A 16,971-nucleotide genomic window follows, 5' to 3' on the forward strand; every position below is an offset into this window, starting at 1 on the left:
TGGTGTTCACCATCACTTCCGAACCTGCGAGGTCATCAGTGCAGCTTCCTCCCCTCATTCCCGCCCCGCGCGTCGTCCGTCAGCATGCGGACAGCCTGTCCGTTCCGCCCCGGCTGGGGTTCCTCACCGAGGTCGACACGAAGGATCCTGCCTGGCAGCTCCTGCGTCATCAGGCCGAGGACTGGCTCGGCTGTGTCCTGACGGACGGCCGATCCGGTGGGCCGGATCTGAGAGTGCTGATGGACCAGGACTTGGCGGACGGGGCCTATCGCCTCGACATCGGGGACGGGATCGAGGTCTCGGCGTCGGATCTGGACGGGGTGCGTCATGCCTGGCAGACTCTGCGCCAGCTCGCCGGGGTGACCGCCTTCGCCGCACGACCGAACTCCGTCGCTCCGGTGGCGTTGCCCGCGTTGAGCATCGAGGACGAGCCGCGTTTCGGCCACCGAGGCGTGCTGCTGGACGTCGCACGTCATTTCATGCCACTGAGCGAACTGCTCCGTTTCCTCGAGCTGATGGCCGCCCACAAGCTCAACGTCCTCCAACTGCACCTGAGCGATGACCAAGGCTGGCGCTTCGAGGTCAAGGCCTATCCCCGTCTGACCGAGGTGGCGTCCTGGCGTGCCGACACGCCGGTCGCCTTCGATACCCCGGCGCTGGAACACGCACTCATGGCCGGGCGGCCGCATGGCGGTTTCTACACCCAGGAGGAACTGGCCATGGTCGTCGAACATGCGGGACATCTCGGGATCACCGTGGTTCCCGAGATCGATCTGCCCGGGCACAGCGTGGCCGCGATCGCCGCATACCCGTTCCTCGGCGTCGAGGCCCCTGAGGTCGAGGTCAGCACTCGCTGGGGCGTCAGTGACTGCATCCTGGACCCTTCGGAACGGACGCTCGATTTCTTCCGGACCGTTCTGGACGAGCTCATGGAGGTGTTCCCCTCCCCCACCATCCACCTGGGCGGGGACGAGGTCCCCTACACCCGCTGGGAGAACTCCGCCCCGATCCGCGCCCGGGCCGAGGAACTCGGACTGAGCTCCGTCGGCTCGCTGCACGGCTGGTTCCTCGGCAGACTCGGCGATCACCTGGGATCGAGGGGCCGTCGCATGGGCGTCTGGCATGAGGCCATCGGAGAAGCACTTCCCCGGACGGCCGTCGTGAACGCCTGGCTCGGAGCGGACACGGTGGATCTCAGTCTCACTGCGGGCCACCCCACCGTGGTGTCCCAGCACGAGTTCACCTACCTCGACTACCGGGAAAGCGATCTGGCCGGAGAACCGAGCCCCTTCTGGCCGGTATTGCCACTCGAGAAGGTCCATTCCTTCGACCCAGCCCCGGCACGCGTGTCCGGGCTGGAGGAGCTCCACGGCGGCCGGGTCCTGGGAGTGCAGGCCCAGCTGTGGAGCGAGTACCTCACCGATCAGCGGCTACGCGATTACCACGCCTTCCCGCGGCTCTGCGCCTTCGCGGAGGTGGCCTGGTGCCTGGACAAACCCGCGTTCGAGGATTTCATCGAGCGCCTGACGGGCGACGACGAGGAAGCGGGACATCTTCAGCGCCTCGCCGCCGCGGGAGTCGAGTACCGGCGTCTGGAAGGGCCCGAGGCCTGGCGGGCGCGTCCGGACGTCGCGGCCTTCAGAGCATCGGTGGACAGCCGGACGGACTGAACCGACAACGCGGTGGGACTCTGAGGGAGCGACCTCAGCCCCGCTCCTCATAGGCCGCCGTGAACAGACGGACGGCGTCCTTGAGACTGAGACCCCCTCCGCGCGCGGCCTCAGCGAAGGCGGCAGCTGCTTCCTGGAGTTGCTGCTGCCTTCCGTCGCGGGGCAGCACGACGGTACCGTGACGACCGCGGGTCTCGACGACGGCGGCCGCTTCGAGCTCCTTGTATGCCCGCGCCACGGTGTGCGGGGCGACGTCGAGCTCCATGGCGAGGGCTCGGACCGCAGGAAGCCGCTGGCCTGCCGGGAGCGAGCCGCCGTCGGCGAGATCCACCACTCGCAATTTGATCTGCTCGAACAGTGCGACGCCGTTGTCCTGCTTCGGCCGCCAGCTTCCGGGGAACGCGGCCATTCAGCGTTCACCCGCCCCGGCCGGGACGCCCTTGTGGGCGACGCTGAAGATCCGGCGGAACGGGAAGACGGTCCCGTGCGGGGTCACAGGGTAAGCCGTGCGCAACCGCGCTGCGTACTCCGCTTCGAAGCGTTCGGCGTCCTCGGGTCCCAGGGCACCCAGAACGGGCCGCAGGCCTGTCCCGCGCACCCACTCCAGAACGGGGTCGGGACCCGCCAGAAGCTGCTGATAACTGGTCTCCCAGGCATCCGCCTGCCAGCCGGCGTCCAGAGCGATCCTGAGGTAATCCGCCGGCTCGGACACGGCATCGCGGTGCCGGAGCACTCCGGCGAGCTTCCCGGACCATTCCGGAGACTCCGCCAGCTCCCGCATCAGGACATGGGAAGGAGCCCCGAAGTTCCCGGGCACCTGGAAGGCGACCCAGGACCCGGTCTGCATGCGGTCGAACCATTTCGCCAGCAGCGCCTCGTGCCCCGGCACCCATTGAAAGGCCGCGTTCGAGACCAGCACGTCGACATCGCCCGGTTCCCATGAAGAGATGTCACCCAGCTCGAAACGCAGCTTGGGGTGCCGTGCCGCGTGGTCCGCCGCGGTGGACAGCATGCTCTCGGAGGAGTCCACTCCGACGATCTCCGCTTCCGGCCAGCGCTCGGCCAGAGTCGCGGTCAGGTTCCCCGGCCCGCAGCCCAGATCGACGACCAACCGCGGGGACTCGGCATGAATCCTCTGTGTGAGGTCGAAGAACGGGCGGTCCCGGTAGTCTCCGAACTGGACGTACTTGACCGGATCCCATTCAACGCTCTGGGTCATTGCCGCTCCTGCCGAAGAAACCCGCGGGCGCGGGTGTGGGTCAACTCTCAGTGCGAGCGTACCCCAGCGCCTGCCCGCCGGCCCGCGCTCCGCAGCGGGCGGCCGGTAGGCTGAGACGGTGAAGCTCCTTGAACTGCTGCCCGCGTCCGCCTCCACGGACGACGCCGCGTACACCGCGTTCGTCGAATGGGTCGAGTCCAGGGGGCTGACGCTCTATCCCGCTCAGGACGAAGCCTCTCTGGAGCTCGCCACCGGCGCCAACGTCATTCTCGCCACGCCCACCGGCTCCGGAAAGTCCATGGTGGCCATCGCCGCCCATTTCTACGCCATGGCCCGCGGACAGCGCAGTTACTACACGGCGCCGATCAAGGCTCTCGTCTCGGAGAAGTTCTTCGCGCTCTGCGAGATCTTCGGCGCCGAGAACGTGGGCATGGTGACCGGTGACTCGTCGGTCAACGGCAACGCCCCCATCATCTGCTGCACCGCCGAGATCCTGGCGAACATCGCCCTGCGTGAAGGCTCCGAGGCGGAACTCGGCGCGGTCATCATGGATGAGTTCCACTTCTACTCGGATCCGCAGCGAGGCTGGGCCTGGCAGGTTCCGTTGCTGGAGCTGCCACAGGCGCAGTTCCTGCTCATGTCCGCGACTCTGGGCGACGTCGCCCGCTTCGAGAACGGTCTGACGGAACTCACCGGACGCCCGACCGTCACCGTCAGCTCCGCCGAGCGCCCGATCCCCCTGCACTTCTACTACGGCCTGAAGCCGATGCCCGAGACTCTTGAGGAACTCCTCGAGACCCGGCAGGTACCGGTGTACGTGGTCCACTTCAGCCAGCTTGAGGCCATCGAGCGTGCCCAGACCCTCATGAGCGTGAACATGTGCACTCGCGAGGAGAAGGACCGGATCGCGGAGCTGATCGCCGGCTTCCGCTTCTCCGCAGGCTTCGGCAAGACGCTCAATCGACTGGTCCGTCACGGGATCGGGGTGCATCACGCCGGCATGCTGCCGAAGTACCGCCGTCTGGTGGAGCAGCTCGCACAGGCCGGCCTTCTGAAGGTCATCTGCGGGACCGACACGCTCGGCGTCGGGATCAACGTCCCGATCCGGACCGTCGTGCTCACCGCCCTGAGCAAGTACGACGGCGTGCGGACACGCCTGCTCAATGCGCGGGAATTCCATCAGATCGCCGGCCGGGCCGGCCGGGCGGGCTTCGACACCGCGGGCACTGTCGTGGTTCAGGCCCCCGAACACGTGATCGAGAACGCCAAGTCGATGGCCAAGGCGGTCGCGAAGTTCGGTGACGACCAGAAGAAGCTGCGCCAAGTGGTGAAGAAGAAGCCTCCGGAGGGCTTCGTCTCCTGGGGCGAACCGACGTTCAACCGGCTCGTGGACTCGGTTCCGGAACCGCTCAGTTCGAGCTTCACCGTCACGCACGCCATGCTGCTGAACCTTCTGGAACGGCCCGGCGATCCTTTCACCGCGGCTCGGCATCTGCTGGAGAACAACCACGAGCCCCGCCCGCGGCAGCTTGAGCTGATGCGCAAGGCGCTCGGCATCTACCGCGAACTGCTTGCGGCAGAGGTCGTGGAGCGCATCCCGGAGGGGGAACGCGGCAGGGACGGACGTACGGTCCGGCTGACCGTGCACCTGCAGGACAACTTCGCCCTCAACCAGCCTCTCTCCCCCTTCGCTCTGGCGGCGCTGGATCTCCTGGACACGGAGTCGCCGTCGTATGCGCTGGATGTCGTCTCGGTGATCGAGTCCACGCTGGACCAGCCGCGCCAGATCCTTTCGGCCCAGCTGAAGAAGGCGAAGACGGATGCCGTCACCGCGATGAAGGCCGAAGGCATCGAGTACGAACAACGGATGAAGGCTCTGGACGAGGTCACCTACCCCCGTCCGCTGGCCGAACTGCTGCTCGACGCCTTCGACACCTACCGCCGGGCGGCTCCCTGGGTCGGCGACTTCGAGCTCTCCCCGAAATCGGTGGTCCGGGACATGTATGAGCGGGCCATGAGCTTCGGCGAGTTCGTCCAGTTCTACGGGATCGCCCGCAGTGAGGGAATCGTTCTGCGCTATCTGAGCGACGCGATCAAGGCGCTGCGGCAGACCGTCCCTTCGGATGCCCTGCGCGAGGATCTGGAGGATCTCATCGCCTGGCTGGGTGAGCTGGTCCGTCAGGTCGACTCGAGTCTGCTGGACGAGTGGGAAGAGCTGACCCACCCGCAGAACCACTCAGAGGATCCGATCATCCCTCCGTCTCCTCCGAAGCTCACCGACAACATCCGGGCCTTCCGAGTCATGGTGCGCAACGAGATGTTCCGCCGCGTGGAGCTTTTCGCGGATGAGGACTCCAAGGCGCTCGGAGAGCTCGACGGCGAGGCAGGCTGGGACGCCGACCGTTGGGAGGACGCCCTGGACGACTACTTCGATGAGCACGACGACATCAGCACCGGCGCAGATGCCCGGGGGCCGCAATTGCTCATCATCACCGAGGGCGCGCGCAGCTGGGAGGTGCGGCAGATCTTCGCGGACCCCGCAGGGAATCACGATTGGGGCATCTCAGCCTCCGTGGACCTGGCCGCCTCCGATGAGAGCGGAAGCGCCGTCATCAAGGTCTCCGACGTCAACAGGCTCTGAGCCCGCGACGGCCCCACTAAGCTGATCCTCATGAGCCGTATTCGTGAAGCAAGCCGTGCCGATGTGCCCGCAATCCACCAGATGATCGTCGATCTCGCGGTGTATGAAAAGGAACCCGACGCCGTCCGGAACACTCCGGAAGAGCTGGAGAAACACCTCTTCGATGGCATACCGGCCGTCTACGCCGCCATTGCCGAGGACGATCACGGACGGACGCGTGGTTTCGCGCTGTGGTTCTTGAACTACTCCACCTGGGAGGGCGTCCACGGCATCTACCTTGAGGACCTTTACGTGAAGCCGGAGGCCCGCGGGGAGGGGCACGGCAAGGCACTGCTCACCTACCTTGCAGGCCTGGCCTCGAGCCGTGGCTACGCACGCATGGAATGGAGCGTCCTCGACTGGAACGAACCGTCGATCGAGTTCTACCGTTCGCTCGGTGCCTTCCCCATGGACGGCTGGTCGACCTTCCGTCTCAGCGGCGACGCCCTGCACTCGGCCGGGGCCCTGTTCGATTCCACGCCTCATGCGGCAGCTCGGGGCGAGGACTCGGCGGCGATGCCCGCATGAGCGCCGCCGAGGCACAGTCCGCGTCGGCAGTACCGGGCGCCCATCGTCAAGGTGGGGAACACGAGTTCCGTGGAGTCCGGACGGTCGATCACTTCTTCACCGTGCCGTTGCGCCCAGCAGAGCCGGACGGCGAACAGATCGAGGTGTTCGCCCGGGAGTACGGCTCATCCGGGCGGAGCCGGGAGCAGCACGAGCAGCTGCCCTGGCTCCTCTTCTTCCAGGGCGGACCGGGCTTCCCGGGCAATCGCTGGACCGGTCTGAGCGGATGGGCCAAAGCGGCCACGGAGCATTTCCGTGTGCTCATGCTCGATCAGCGCGGCACGGGTCTGTCCACCCCCGTCGAGGCCAAGTCCCTTGCGTCCCGCGGCGATGCGGCCGCCCAGGCGGAGTACCTCAGTCATTTCCGGCAGGATTCCATCGTGGCGGATGCCGAAGCCATCCGCCGGGCGCTCGGAGTCGCCCAGTGGAGTCTCTTCGGACAGAGCTTCGGGGGCTGGTGCTCCCTCGCCTACCTCTCCACGGCGCCGGAAGCACTCCGGGAGGTTCTTCTCACCGGCGGCCTGGCACCACTGCACGGCTCGCCGGACCGGGTCTACCGGGCCACCTTCCGTCGGATCGAAGCCCGCAACCGCGAGTACTTCGGCTGGTATCCCGAGGACCGCGCGACGGTGAACCGGATCGCGGACCACCTCCGCCAGGTGCCCGAGTATCTGCCTCGCGGCGACCGGCTCACCGTGGAACGCTTCCAGATGCTCGGCATGTACCTCGGCGGCAACACTCGCGTCGATGCGCTGCACTACCTCCTGGAGAAGGCGTTCATCACCACCCCGGACGGCGATCGGCTCTCCGATTGGTTCCTGGCACAGTTGCCGGCCTATCTCGATTTCGCCGGCAACCCCCTCTACGCCACCATCCACGAATCGATCTATGCCCAGGGCGAGGCCAGCGACTGGTCCGCCTGGCGCGTGCTGCAGGAGAACCCTCAGTTCTCCCCCGATGCGGACGAGGTCCTGCTGACCGGTGAGATGATCTACCCCTGGCTCTTCGAACAGGATCCGAGCCTGCAGCCCCTGGCCGAGGTCGCCCACATCCTGGCCGGCAAAACCGATTGGCCGCGGCTCTTCGATCGCGAGGTCCTGGCCCGGAACTCCGTGCCGGTTGCCGCTGCGGTCTATGCGGACGACGTCTTCGTGGACCACGATCTCTCGCTCGAGACCGCCGCCGCCGTGCGCGGCACTCAGACCTGGGTCACCCCGGACTTCCATCATGACGGTATCGCCGACGACGGCGAGGCCATCTTCCGCAGGCTCCTCACCATGGCTCGGGACGCGGCACCCGAGTCCTGAGCTTTCGGCTGCAGGAAACAGCGCGACGCCGGGCGGAAGCTTCATGCTCCGCCCGGCGTCGTGCGTCCGACTCCGGCTCGTGCCGCTCGGTCAGGAGCGATGCCCGTCGTCAGCCGGCGTCGTCTGCCCGGGAGCCGTGGTTCCGGCATCCTTCGGCTCAGTGCTCATCGGCTCAGTGCTCGTCGACTCAGTGCTCGTCGACTCAGCCGCGACCGTCTCGGCCTGGTGCGCCACGCGATCGGCCGTCCGGCTGATCTCATGCACCTCCGGCTCCCTCCCGGCACGCTTCTTGGAGACCGCGAGGCTCGCGACGACGGCCAGGAAGATCGTGCCCAGGATGAACAGCAGGGAGAAGGAGGTGGGGATGTCCGGCGCCCACTCGATGTGCTGGCCACCGTTGATGAACGGCAGCTCGTTCTCATGCATCGCATGGAAGATCAGCTTGAAGCCGATGAAACCCAGGATGAGTGAGAGCGCGTGTTTGAGGTAGATCAGGCGCTCCATCAGACCGCCGAGGAGGAAGTACAGCTGCCGCAGGCCCATGAGAGCGAAGATGTTCGCGGTGAAGACGATGAACGGGCTCTGCGTCAACCCGAAGATCGCGGGAATCGAGTCCAGGGCGAAAATCAGATCGGTGACGCCCAGGGTCAGGAACACCAGCAGCATCGGGGTGAAGTGCCGCTTGCCGTTGATCTTGATGGTCGCCTTGCCACCGTTGAATTCGTTGTGCATCGGCAGGATCTTCGAGAACCAGCCCACCAGACGGTTCTCCCCGCCTTCGCCCTCTTCTTCGCTGTCGTCCTTGGCCTGCTTGTAGGCGGTCCAGAGCAGGAAGGCGCCGAAGATGTAGAACACCCAGGAGAACTGCTCGATGATCACTGCCCCGAGCAGGATGAAGATGCCACGCAGCACCAGCGCGATGATGATGCCCACCATGAGGGCTTCCTGCTGATACTTCCTGGGTACCGAGAAGCGCGCCATGATGATGATGAACACGAACAGATTGTCGATGCTCAGGCTGTATTCGGTCACCCAGCCCGCCACGAACTGGCTGCCGAACTCGGGACCGGTGAAGAGGAACATCAGCCCCGCGAAGATCAGGGCGAGGAGAACGTAGAAACTGACCCAGAGCCCGGCCTCTTTCATGGAGGGCTCGTGCGGGCGCTTGAGGACCAGAAGCAGATCGGTCAGGAGAACGAGGCCGAGGACGATGAAGGAACCAACCTCGAACCAAACGGGAAGATCAAGCACAATAGTGCCTTTCGCAGGGTACGGACAATCGCCGTAAGTCTCTCCGGCCCTGTTGCGACAGGACCTGCACAGCCCGGCGAGGCGCCATTGCCTTGCGTGTTGACGGACTGAGCACGCGGGATACTCCCCTACTCGTTTTCCATTCTATCCCAGTTCGACCCCGCCACGACTCAGGCGTGTCCTGCTGCCCGCATCTGGCGCAGTTCCTTCTTGAGATCGGAGACCTCATCGCGCAGCCGCGCCGCCAGCTCGAACTGGAGCTCCCCTGCCGCAGAGTGCATCTGCTCGGTGAGTTGCTCGATGAGTCCGACCAATTCGGTGGCGGGTGCGGCGGCAAGCCCGTCGCGCCGAACCGTGGCGTTCCCCTTCTCCGCAGCGGCCTTGGCCCCCTTGCTGTTCGGCTTGGTCCGGGCCAGAAGCTCCTGGGTGTCGGCATCCTCCCGGGCCAGCTGATCGGTGATGTCGGCGATCTTCTTCCGCAGAGGCTGCGGGTCCACGCCGTGCTCACGGTTGTACGCCACCTGGATCTCGCGGCGTCGGTTCGTCTCCTCGATGGCATGCTCCATCGAGTCGGTGATCCGGTCCGCGTACATGTGGACCTGACCGGAGACGTTACGGGCCGCGCGGCCGATGGTCTGGATGAGCGAGGTCGAAGACCGCAGGAATCCTTCCTTGTCGGCATCCAGGATCGCCACGAGAGAGACCTCGGGAAGGTCCAGGCCCTCACGGAGCAGGTTGATGCCCACCAGGACATCGAAGGTGCCCAGCCGCAGCTCTCGCAGCAATTCAACACGGCGAAGGGTGTCCACATCGGAGTGCAGGTACTGCACCTTGACGCCATGGCTGAGCAGGTACTCCGTGAGATCTTCCGCCATGCGCTTGGTCAGGGTCGTGACAAGGACGCGCTCGTCCTTCTCCACCCGGTCCCGGATCTCCCCCAGCAGATCATCGATCTGTCCCTTGGTCGGCTTGACCACGATCTCCGGGTCCACCAGGCCGGTGGGACGGATGATCTGCTGCACCACGCCGTCGGACTTGCCCAGTTCGTATTTTCCGGGGGTCGCCGAGAGATAGACGGTCTGTCCGATCCGCTCCAGGAACTCGTCCCACTTCAGAGGCCTGTTGTCCAAAGCCGAGGGCAGGCGGAAACCGTGTTCCACCAGAGTCCGCTTACGGCTCGCGTCGCCTTCGTACATGGCGCCGATCTGTGGAACCGTGACATGCGATTCATCGATGACCAGCAGGAAGTCGTCCGGGAAGTAGTCCAACAGGCAATGCGGGGCGGAGCCCGCGTCGCGGCCGTCGATGTGCCGCGAGTAGTTCTCGATGCCGTTGCAGAAACCCATCTGCTGCATCATTTCGAGGTCGTAGGTGGTGCGCATGCGCAACCGCTGCGCCTCAACGAGCTTGTTCTGCGACTCCAGGACCTTCAGCCGCCCGGCGAGTTCGTCCTCGATGGCGGTGATGGCACGGCCCATCCGTTCAGGGCCGGCCACATAGTGGGACGCCGGGAAGACGTACATCTCGGTCTCTTCCCGGACGACCTCCCCGGTGACCGGATGGAGTGTGTAGATGCTCTCGATCTCGTCACCGAAGAACTCGATGCGCAGCGCCAGCTCCTCGTACATCGGAATGATCTCCACGGTGTCACCCCGGACCCGGAAGGTTCCGCGGTGGAAGTCGATGTCGTTGCGAGCGTACTGCATCGCCACGAAGCGACGCAGGAGATCATCCCTGTTGAGTTCCATCCCCCGGCGGAGCGTCACCATGCCCGCGATGTACTCCTCGGGTGTGCCGAGTCCGTAGATGCAGGACACCGTGGCGACCACGATGACGTCCCGACGTGTCAGCAGGGTGTTGGTGGCGGAGTGCCGCAGCCGTTCCACTTCCTCGTTGATCGAGGAGTCCTTCTCGATGAAGGTGTCCGTCTGAGGCACATACGCCTCAGGCTGGTAGTAGTCGTAGTAGGAGACGAAGTACTCCACCGCGTTGTTGGGCAGCAGCTCTCGGAACTCGTTGGCCAGCTGCGCCGCGAGGGTCTTGTTCTGGACGAGAACCAGGGTCGGGCGCTGGACCTGCTCGATCAGCCAGGCGGTGGTCGCGCTCTTGCCGGTACCGGTGGCACCCAGGAGCACGATGTCCTTCTCACCGTTCTGGATGCGCTCGGTCAGCTCCGCGATGGCGGTGGGCTGGTCCCCTGCGGGCTGATATTCACTGACGACCTCGAAAGGCGCCACGACACGGTTGATCTCCTGGGCGAGGCTCATAGAACAAATGTACTACTGCGCCCTGACAGGAATTACTCCGCGGCCGCTTTCGACCGCAGCTTCGCCCAGAGCGCATCGACCTGCTCCAGGAGAGCCTCACGGCTGCCGTCGTTCACGAGCACCACATGAGCCACCGCATTGCGGTCTTCACGGCTCGCCTGCGCTGCGATCCGGGCCAGCGCGTCCTCCCGCGCCATCCCACGATGCTCCATCATGCGGGCGATCCGGACCTCATCGGGAGCATCGACCACCACGATGACATCGAAGTCGCCCTGCTGTCCCGTCTCGACCAGCAGAGGAATGTCCTGCACGACGACGGCCTCCGGGGACGACGTGGCGACCAGCTGGGCTGCGGCCTCCCGCACCAGGGGATGGACGATGCCGTTCAGCCGCGCACGCTGAGCAGGCTCCGCGAACACCAGGGCGCCCAGCGCGGCACGGTCCAAGGACCCGTCCGTAGCGATCACGCCTTCACCGAACGCCGCACGGACTGCGGCGAGCCCCGGCGTCCCCGGCTCGACCACCTGGCGGGCGAGCACATCCGAGTCGATCAGGACCGCCCCGTGCTCCGCCAATCGCGTCGCGACGAGTGATTTCCCGGACGCGATCCCTCCGGTCAGGCCGATTCTCAGCATGCCTCCAAGCCTAGCCCGCCCTCTCCAGGGTTCTGGAGAAGGAGACTCAATCCAGCACTTTGCCCTTGGTCTCCGGCATCACGAAGACGACCACGAGGCATGCGAGCGCTGCAGCCACGGCCACGTACCAGAAGAAGAGCTGTCCGAGTCCCAGGCCACCGAGCCAGGTCACCACAAGGGTCGCCGTTCCACCGAAGCTTGCGACGGTCAGGTTGTACCAGGACCCGATGCCGGTGGCTCTCAGATGGGTGGGGAACAGCTCGGAGGCGAATGCCGGGTTCAGGGCCGCGTGCATGGCGTACAGGCCGAGCCCTACGAGGTAGACCACGAACATGTTGCCGAAGCCGGGACCGACCAGGTGCGACAGTGGGACGGTGCACAGCGCCGTGCCCGCCGTCATGGTGATGAGAATCGGTTTGCGTCCGATGCGGTCGGACAAGGCACCGATCGGATACTGGAGAGCGACGAACACGGCGGTCGCCAGGGACAGGGCCCAGAAGACTTCGGCCTTTCCGGCACCACGGAAGGTGATGGCATAAGGAGCCAAGGCAGAGAAATTCGTGTAGTAGCTCAACGTCCCCACCATCGTCAGCGCCACCAGGATGAGCACGGAACGAGGATGCTTGCTCAGAGTGGCCCTGAGCGGCCGCTTGATGCTCTGGGCCAGTGTTCTGGCCTCCTCGAACTTCTCAGACTCCGTCATGTCGCGTCGCAGCCACAACCCGACCAGCCCGAGCAGTGCTCCGATGAGGAACGGGACCCGCCAGCCCCACGACGCGAGTGCTTCCGCGCTCAGCACGGTGGTCATGAGCGCCCCGAGCAAGGAGGCCAGCAGTACGGTGAACCCGGTGGACATGTAGAAGAAGGCGGAGTATCTGCCTCGGCGCTCGGGCGGTGCGATCTCGCCCAGATAGGACGAGGCGTTGGACACCTCGCCTCCCAGCGAGATCCCTTGGGCCACCCGGGCGATGAACAGCAGCGCCGGGGCGAACCATCCGGCCGCCTGGAAGGTCGGGAGGACGGCGATCAGGAGAGAACCTCCCGCCATGAGGGTGATGGTCAGCAACATGCCGGCCTTGCGTCCCCGCGTGTCGGCGAAGCGTCCGATCAGGATGCCGCCAAGGGGCCTGAAGAAGAAGGCCAGTGCGTAGGTGAGGAAGGTGGCCAGCAACGCGCCGCTCGCCGTTCCGGGGAAGATCTGACCCGCGAAGAAGACGGCGAACGTGGCATACACGGTCCAGTCGAACCATTCGACCGCATTGCCCACGCTGGCCGCGATGATGGTCTTGACCGGCATCCGGTGCCGGTCTCCAGCCCCATCCCGGGGCGAGCGCCGAGTGGAAATCATTGACATCGTCTTTCCTCTTTCACTCATCGTGCATGGTGGGTTCAGCCGGCTGCGTACGGGTCCGCCACACCCACGTACTGGGTGTACAGGTATTCCTCGATCCCCTCGTGGCTGCCTTCTCTGCCGAGCCCGGAGAGTTTGACCCCGCCGAACGGCGCGGCGGGATTCGCGACATTGCCCGCGTTCAGCGCCAGCATCCCCGTCTCCAGTCCTTCCGCCACCCGGAGACTCCGATTGACATCCCGGGTGAAGACGTACGCCATCAGTCCGTAGTCGGAATCGTTCGCCATGCGCAAGGCCTCCTCCTCCTCCGAGAAGGTGAGGATGGGCGCCACGGGGCCGAAGATCTCCTCCTCCAGAATCAGCGAGTCGGGAGCGAGTCCGGCCAGGACCGTGGGCTGGTAGAAGTACCCCGGCCCCTGGACCGGAGCACCGCCGGTGAGCACCGTGGCGCCGCGGTCCACGGCATCCGTCACCAAGCCGTGGACCTTGGCCAGGGATGCACCGTCGATGAGCGGTCCCATGGTGACGCCCGGCTCCGTACCGCGGGCTGTGACCAGAGCCGCGACTTTGGCGGAGAACTTCGCGGAGAACTCATCGACCACGCCACGGTGCACGATCAGCCGATTGGCCGCGGTGCAGATCTCTCCCATATTGCGCATCTTGGCGGCCATGGCCCCGTCGACGGCGGCATCGATGTCCGCGTCTTCGAACACGATGAACGGAGCGTTGCCGCCGAGCTCCATGGAGGTCCTCAGCACCCGCTCTGCCGAAGCGGCCAGCAGACGCTGGCCCACCGTCGTCGAACCCGTGAATGAGAGCTTGCGCAGGCGCTCGTCCTTCAGCAGAGGTCCGGTGGTCTCCCCCGCCGTCGACGTCGGGATCAGGTTGAGCACTCCGGCCGGGACTCCAGCCTCCTGCATCACCTGGGTGAAGAGCTGGGCGGTGAGCGGTGTGAGGTTCGCTGACTTCAGGACGACCGTGCATCCGGCGGCGAGGGCGGGGGCGACCTTGCGTGTCGCCATGGCCAGCGGGAAGTTCCATGGCGTGATGAGCAGGCAGGGTCCGACCGGACGCTTCTGCACCAGGAATCGGTTGTGCCCGTCGGGCGCAGTGGAGAACCGTCCTGCGATGCGCACGGCCTCCTCGGAGAACCAGCGCAGGAACTCGGCGCCGTAGGCGGCTTCCCCCCGTGCCTGGTCCAGGGGTTTCCCCATCTCCAGGGTCATGAGCAGGGCGAAGTCCTCGCTCCGGGCCAGCACTCCGTCAAAGGCCGCACGGAGGATTTCGCTGCGCTCCCGCGGAGCCGTACGGGCCCAGGAGTCCTGGGCCGAGGAGGCGGCATCGAGCGCCGAGAGAGCATCGTCAGGCCCGGCGTCGGCGATGCTCATGAGAATCCGTCCTGTCGCGGGATCTTCGACGTCGAACGTCCGCCCGGAGATGGCCGGACGCCATTGGCCTCCGATGAAGAGCCCATCAGGAACCGAGTGAAGCAGCTCCAGTTCACGGTCTGTGAGGGGCGGTGCGCTGACCTGGGTTTTCATGCCTGATGACTCCTTGAACTCGTCCTCACGGATGAAGCGAGGCTGATGGGGGCAGGATGCCTGCCGGAATGGCCGAGACCGTCGAAGAGCGCACACATGAGGAGGAGCCCTTCACGACCGATCGATTCGAGAAAGTGTTCGTCCGGCGCATGTTGGCGGCACCCCGGATAGGAATGCGGCACCCAGAGAGTGGGCAGCCCGAGCGTCTCCGCGAAGACCTTGTTCGGCAAGGATCCCCCGATGTTGGGGAGCACCGCGATGTCCTTGCCGATGGCCTCACGCATCACCTGAACAGCCCAGCCGACCCAGGGGTCTGAGACCTCGGTCCGGCTCGCCGGGAAGTCGTTGATCTCGCTGACCTCGACCATGCCGTAACCGTGGTCATCCAGCCACTGCCGCAGGATCGCGGGGAACTCCGCCCGGGCGCTCCCCGCGAGATAGCGGAGCTGGAGAACGGCGGTAGCCTGGCCAGGAATGGCGTTGACCGGATCGTCGGCGTCTCCCGCCTGCAGGGCGAGGACTTCCAGGACGTTGGATCCCCAGACCCGTTCCGCGAGGTCCAGGCGCGGATCGAACCAGGCGAGATCCGGCTCCGGATCTTCGGGGTCCGGAGTGAAACGGAGCGAGGACAGCGCCAGCATCGTCTCGGGCGACTGCTGCGGCGTCTGCAGACCCGGCACCAGCAGACGCCCCTGACCGTCGACGATCGATTCGACCGCACCGGTCACCGTGGTGGCGGCGTTGCGCAGCACCCCGCCCCAGTTTCCGGAGTGGAGGGCATCTGCCCGCAGGTCCGCGGTAAGCCTGAAGGTGTACGCCCCTCTGTTCCCCAGGAACAGGGTAGGTGTCCGCGCATCCACCCTCGGGCCGTCGGAGCCGATCATGACGTCTGCACGCAGTTCCTCGCGGTGCTCCCGGACGAACTCGTCCAGTGCGGGCGAACCGATCTCCTCGCCGCCTTCGAAGAGGAAGATGAGGTTGAAGCCGAGACTTCCGCGCCGCTCCAGCAAGAGCCTGACTGCACTCAGGTTCACCTGATGCTGCCCCTTGTTGTCGGCGCTTCCTCTCCCGTACCACCTGCCGTCCTCGTCGCTCAGCCGCCACGGGTCCCGGCCGTTCTCCCATTGACCCGCCATCCCGTTGACCACGTCACCGTGTCCATAGCAGAGCACCGTGGGGGCGGCCGGGTCCTCCATGCGGCGGGCGATGAGGAAGCTGTTGCCACTGCCCCGCCAGTCGGGATGGACTTCGTGCACGAAACCGAGTTCGCCCAGTTCAGGGGCCAGGACGCGTTCAAGGTATGCCGTCAATGCAAGGTTTATGCCCAGATGGGAGACTTCCGTCGGGACTGCGATCTTGTGTGAAAGCTCAGCAAAGAAACGTCCGGAGTCGAAATGATCCCGCACCATCTCACCGAATTCGTCCGCCATTGGTCCTCAGTCCTTCGTCTATTCGTCGCCGTTCAGAGACTCAGATTATGTGCCACGAGTGGCGTGAACCAGTGCCGTTTTGTGTCATCTCGTTGCAAAAAACGCACGCCTTGGCCTTTGATGGAGACATGCACCTTCTCCCGACCTCGCTCCGCTACTTCCAGGAGGTCGCCCGGACCGGATCCATCGCAGTGGCCGCGGACACCCTGCACGTCTCGGCATCGGCCATCTCACGGCAGGTCGCAGCTCTGGAACGCCAGATGGGGGTGGCTCTCTTCGAACGCCATGCCCGCGGCATGGACCTCACGGCACCGGGCCGGCTGCTCCTCAGCCACGTCCGGAGGACCGGCAAGGAAGGGGCCCGGCTGATCGAGGAGCTGCGCACTCTCAGCACCTCGCGGCGTCAGGTGCTCAGAGTGGCCAGTTGCGAGGGCCTCGCCCGCCGGAGGATCCCCGAGGCGTTGTGCCTGTTTCAGCAGGAGCATCCCGACGTGGACATCAGGCTGACCGTGCTGCCGTCGGCGTTCGCCACCCATCGCGTGCAGGAAGGTGAAGCAGATGTGGCCGCCGTCTACGCGATCGCTCCGCCCCGTGACATCAGCGTCTTCGCGTCCTTCCCCGCCCCGGCGCACGCAGTACTGCCCCGGAAAACGGGAGAGGGCCTGTATGGCGAACCGATCCCCTTGGCAGCGCTCTGTGAGTACCCACTGGCCCTTTCGTCCCAGGGCATCACACAGCGGGAACTCTTCGATCTGGCCGTCGGCATGGAAGGACTGACGCCGCGGATCGCCATGGAAACCGATCACGTCGGAGTGCTCATGGAATTCGTCCGCTCTGGAACGGGCGCCACCCTGCTCAGCCACTTCGCGCTCGATCAGGAGACGGATGACTTCGCTACGCTCCGGGCCATCGATCACCCGGTGCTCGGACAGCGTCACGCCCAGGTGCATCTGCCCCCGCCCGGCGACCGGAAGACGTGGGCGGAAGCGTTCGCTGCTCATCTTGCGACGGTTCTGGCCGCGCATCCGCTGAAGCAGGGCCTCGGTTGAGCGG

Annotated in this window: 13 protein-coding genes; 5 read left to right on the forward strand and 8 right to left on the reverse strand. The window is 65.6% G+C overall.

Annotated elements, in window-relative coordinates; all coding sequences use genetic code 11:
- Positions 1-38 precede the first annotated feature (38 nt).
- Entirely contained in the window at positions 39-1,670 is a 1,632-nt protein-coding gene (locus ACIPXZ_RS09800) for a beta-N-acetylhexosaminidase (protein ID WP_400593086.1), read from the forward strand.
- 34 nt (positions 1,671-1,704) lie between these two features.
- On the opposite strand, the gene ACIPXZ_RS09805 is transcribed toward ACIPXZ_RS09800, so the two are convergent.
- Together ACIPXZ_RS09805 and ACIPXZ_RS09810 are read right to left on the reverse strand one after the other, a co-directional pair.
- Positions 1,705-2,079 (reverse strand): GntR family transcriptional regulator, encoded by a 375-nt coding sequence (locus ACIPXZ_RS09805; RefSeq protein ID WP_400593089.1) that lies wholly within the window; start codon positions 2,077-2,079, stop codon positions 1,705-1,707.
- Positions 2,080-2,889 carry a trans-aconitate 2-methyltransferase gene (locus tag ACIPXZ_RS09810; protein ID WP_400593092.1) on the reverse strand — a complete coding sequence of 270 codons (810 nt, stop codon included), beginning with the start codon at positions 2,887-2,889 and terminating at the stop codon, positions 2,080-2,082. It lies immediately after the preceding gene.
- A gap of 118 nt (positions 2,890-3,007) precedes the next feature.
- On the opposite strand from ACIPXZ_RS09810, the gene ACIPXZ_RS09815 reads away from it, so the two are divergent.
- From ACIPXZ_RS09815 to ACIPXZ_RS09825, 3 genes are read left to right on the forward strand one after another with little or no spacing between them, the layout of a single operon-like run.
- Positions 3,008-5,530 carry a DEAD/DEAH box helicase gene (locus ACIPXZ_RS09815; RefSeq protein ID WP_400593094.1) on the forward strand — a complete coding sequence of 841 codons (2,523 nt, stop codon included), beginning with the start codon at positions 3,008-3,010 and terminating at the stop codon, positions 5,528-5,530.
- Between the two features lie 30 nt (positions 5,531-5,560).
- A complete protein-coding gene (locus ACIPXZ_RS09820; protein WP_400593097.1) occupies positions 5,561-6,097 on the forward strand; it encodes a GNAT family N-acetyltransferase in 537 nt (178 codons plus the stop codon).
- A complete protein-coding gene (locus ACIPXZ_RS09825) occupies positions 6,094-7,443 on the forward strand; it encodes an alpha/beta fold hydrolase (RefSeq protein ID WP_400593099.1) in 1,350 nt (449 codons plus the stop codon). Before ACIPXZ_RS09820 ends, ACIPXZ_RS09825 begins: the two co-directional genes overlap by 4 nt.
- A gap of 90 nt (positions 7,444-7,533) precedes the next feature.
- Here ACIPXZ_RS09825 and ACIPXZ_RS09830 read toward each other — a convergent pair whose 3' ends face one another.
- The 6 genes from ACIPXZ_RS09830 to ACIPXZ_RS09855 form a co-directional block, all read right to left on the reverse strand.
- Entirely contained in the window at positions 7,534-8,694 is a 1,161-nt protein-coding gene (locus ACIPXZ_RS09830) for a TerC family protein (RefSeq protein WP_400593102.1), read from the reverse strand.
- Between the two features lie 170 nt (positions 8,695-8,864).
- The gene (gene uvrB / locus ACIPXZ_RS09835; RefSeq protein ID WP_400593105.1) at positions 8,865-10,961 is read right to left on the reverse strand and encodes an excinuclease ABC subunit UvrB; all 2,097 of its coding nucleotides are present in this window, start codon (positions 10,959-10,961) and stop codon (positions 8,865-8,867) included.
- 32 nt (positions 10,962-10,993) lie between these two features.
- Positions 10,994-11,596, reverse strand: coding sequence for a dephospho-CoA kinase (gene coaE, locus ACIPXZ_RS09840; protein ID WP_400593108.1), 603 nt, complete (start codon positions 11,594-11,596; stop codon positions 10,994-10,996).
- 46 nt (positions 11,597-11,642) lie between these two features.
- Positions 11,643-12,944: an MFS transporter gene (locus ACIPXZ_RS09845; RefSeq protein WP_400593111.1), complete on the reverse strand. Its 1,302-nt coding sequence runs from the start codon at positions 12,942-12,944 to the stop codon at positions 11,643-11,645.
- A 41-nt stretch (positions 12,945-12,985) separates the two neighbouring features.
- The gene (locus ACIPXZ_RS09850) at positions 12,986-14,488 is read right to left on the reverse strand and encodes an NAD-dependent succinate-semialdehyde dehydrogenase (RefSeq protein ID WP_400593114.1); all 1,503 of its coding nucleotides are present in this window, start codon (positions 14,486-14,488) and stop codon (positions 12,986-12,988) included.
- A complete protein-coding gene (locus ACIPXZ_RS09855; RefSeq protein ID WP_400593117.1) occupies positions 14,485-15,918 on the reverse strand; it encodes a M20/M25/M40 family metallo-hydrolase in 1,434 nt (477 codons plus the stop codon). The genes ACIPXZ_RS09850 and ACIPXZ_RS09855 overlap by 4 nt, the downstream gene beginning before the upstream one ends.
- A gap of 128 nt (positions 15,919-16,046) precedes the next feature.
- On the opposite strand from ACIPXZ_RS09855, the gene ACIPXZ_RS09860 reads away from it, so the two are divergent.
- A complete protein-coding gene (locus tag ACIPXZ_RS09860) occupies positions 16,047-16,967 on the forward strand; it encodes a LysR family transcriptional regulator (protein ID WP_400593120.1) in 921 nt (306 codons plus the stop codon).
- Positions 16,968-16,971 lie beyond the last annotated feature (4 nt).

The sequence above is a fragment of the Arthrobacter sp. NPDC090010 genome (assembly GCF_044748305.1).
In the GTDB taxonomy this organism is placed as follows: Bacteria; Actinomycetota; Actinomycetes; order Actinomycetales; family Micrococcaceae; genus Arthrobacter_E.

Excerpts from the sequence above, each read along its gene's own strand:
- ACIPXZ_RS09805 (WP_400593089.1), bottom strand. The coding sequence starts at position 2,079 with ATGGCCGCGTTCCCCGGAAGCTGGCGGCCGAAGCAGGACAACGGCGTC.
- ACIPXZ_RS09810 (WP_400593092.1), bottom strand. The coding sequence starts at position 2,889 with ATGACCCAGAGCGTTGAATGGGATCCGGTCAAGTACGTCCAGTTCGGA.
- ACIPXZ_RS09820 (WP_400593097.1), top strand. The coding sequence starts at position 5,561 with ATGAGCCGTATTCGTGAAGCAAGCCGTGCCGATGTGCCCGCAATCCAC.
- ACIPXZ_RS09825 (WP_400593099.1), top strand. The coding sequence starts at position 6,094 with ATGAGCGCCGCCGAGGCACAGTCCGCGTCGGCAGTACCGGGCGCCCAT.
- uvrB (WP_400593105.1), bottom strand. The coding sequence starts at position 10,961 with ATGAGCCTCGCCCAGGAGATCAACCGTGTCGTGGCGCCTTTCGAGGTC.
- coaE (WP_400593108.1), bottom strand. The coding sequence starts at position 11,596 with ATGCTGAGAATCGGCCTGACCGGAGGGATCGCGTCCGGGAAATCACTC.
- ACIPXZ_RS09845 (WP_400593111.1), bottom strand. The coding sequence starts at position 12,944 with ATGATTTCCACTCGGCGCTCGCCCCGGGATGGGGCTGGAGACCGGCAC.
- ACIPXZ_RS09850 (WP_400593114.1), bottom strand. The coding sequence starts at position 14,488 with ATGAAAACCCAGGTCAGCGCACCGCCCCTCACAGACCGTGAACTGGAG.
- ACIPXZ_RS09855 (WP_400593117.1), bottom strand. The coding sequence starts at position 15,918 with ATGGCGGACGAATTCGGTGAGATGGTGCGGGATCATTTCGACTCCGGA.
- ACIPXZ_RS09860 (WP_400593120.1), top strand. The coding sequence starts at position 16,047 with ATGCACCTTCTCCCGACCTCGCTCCGCTACTTCCAGGAGGTCGCCCGG.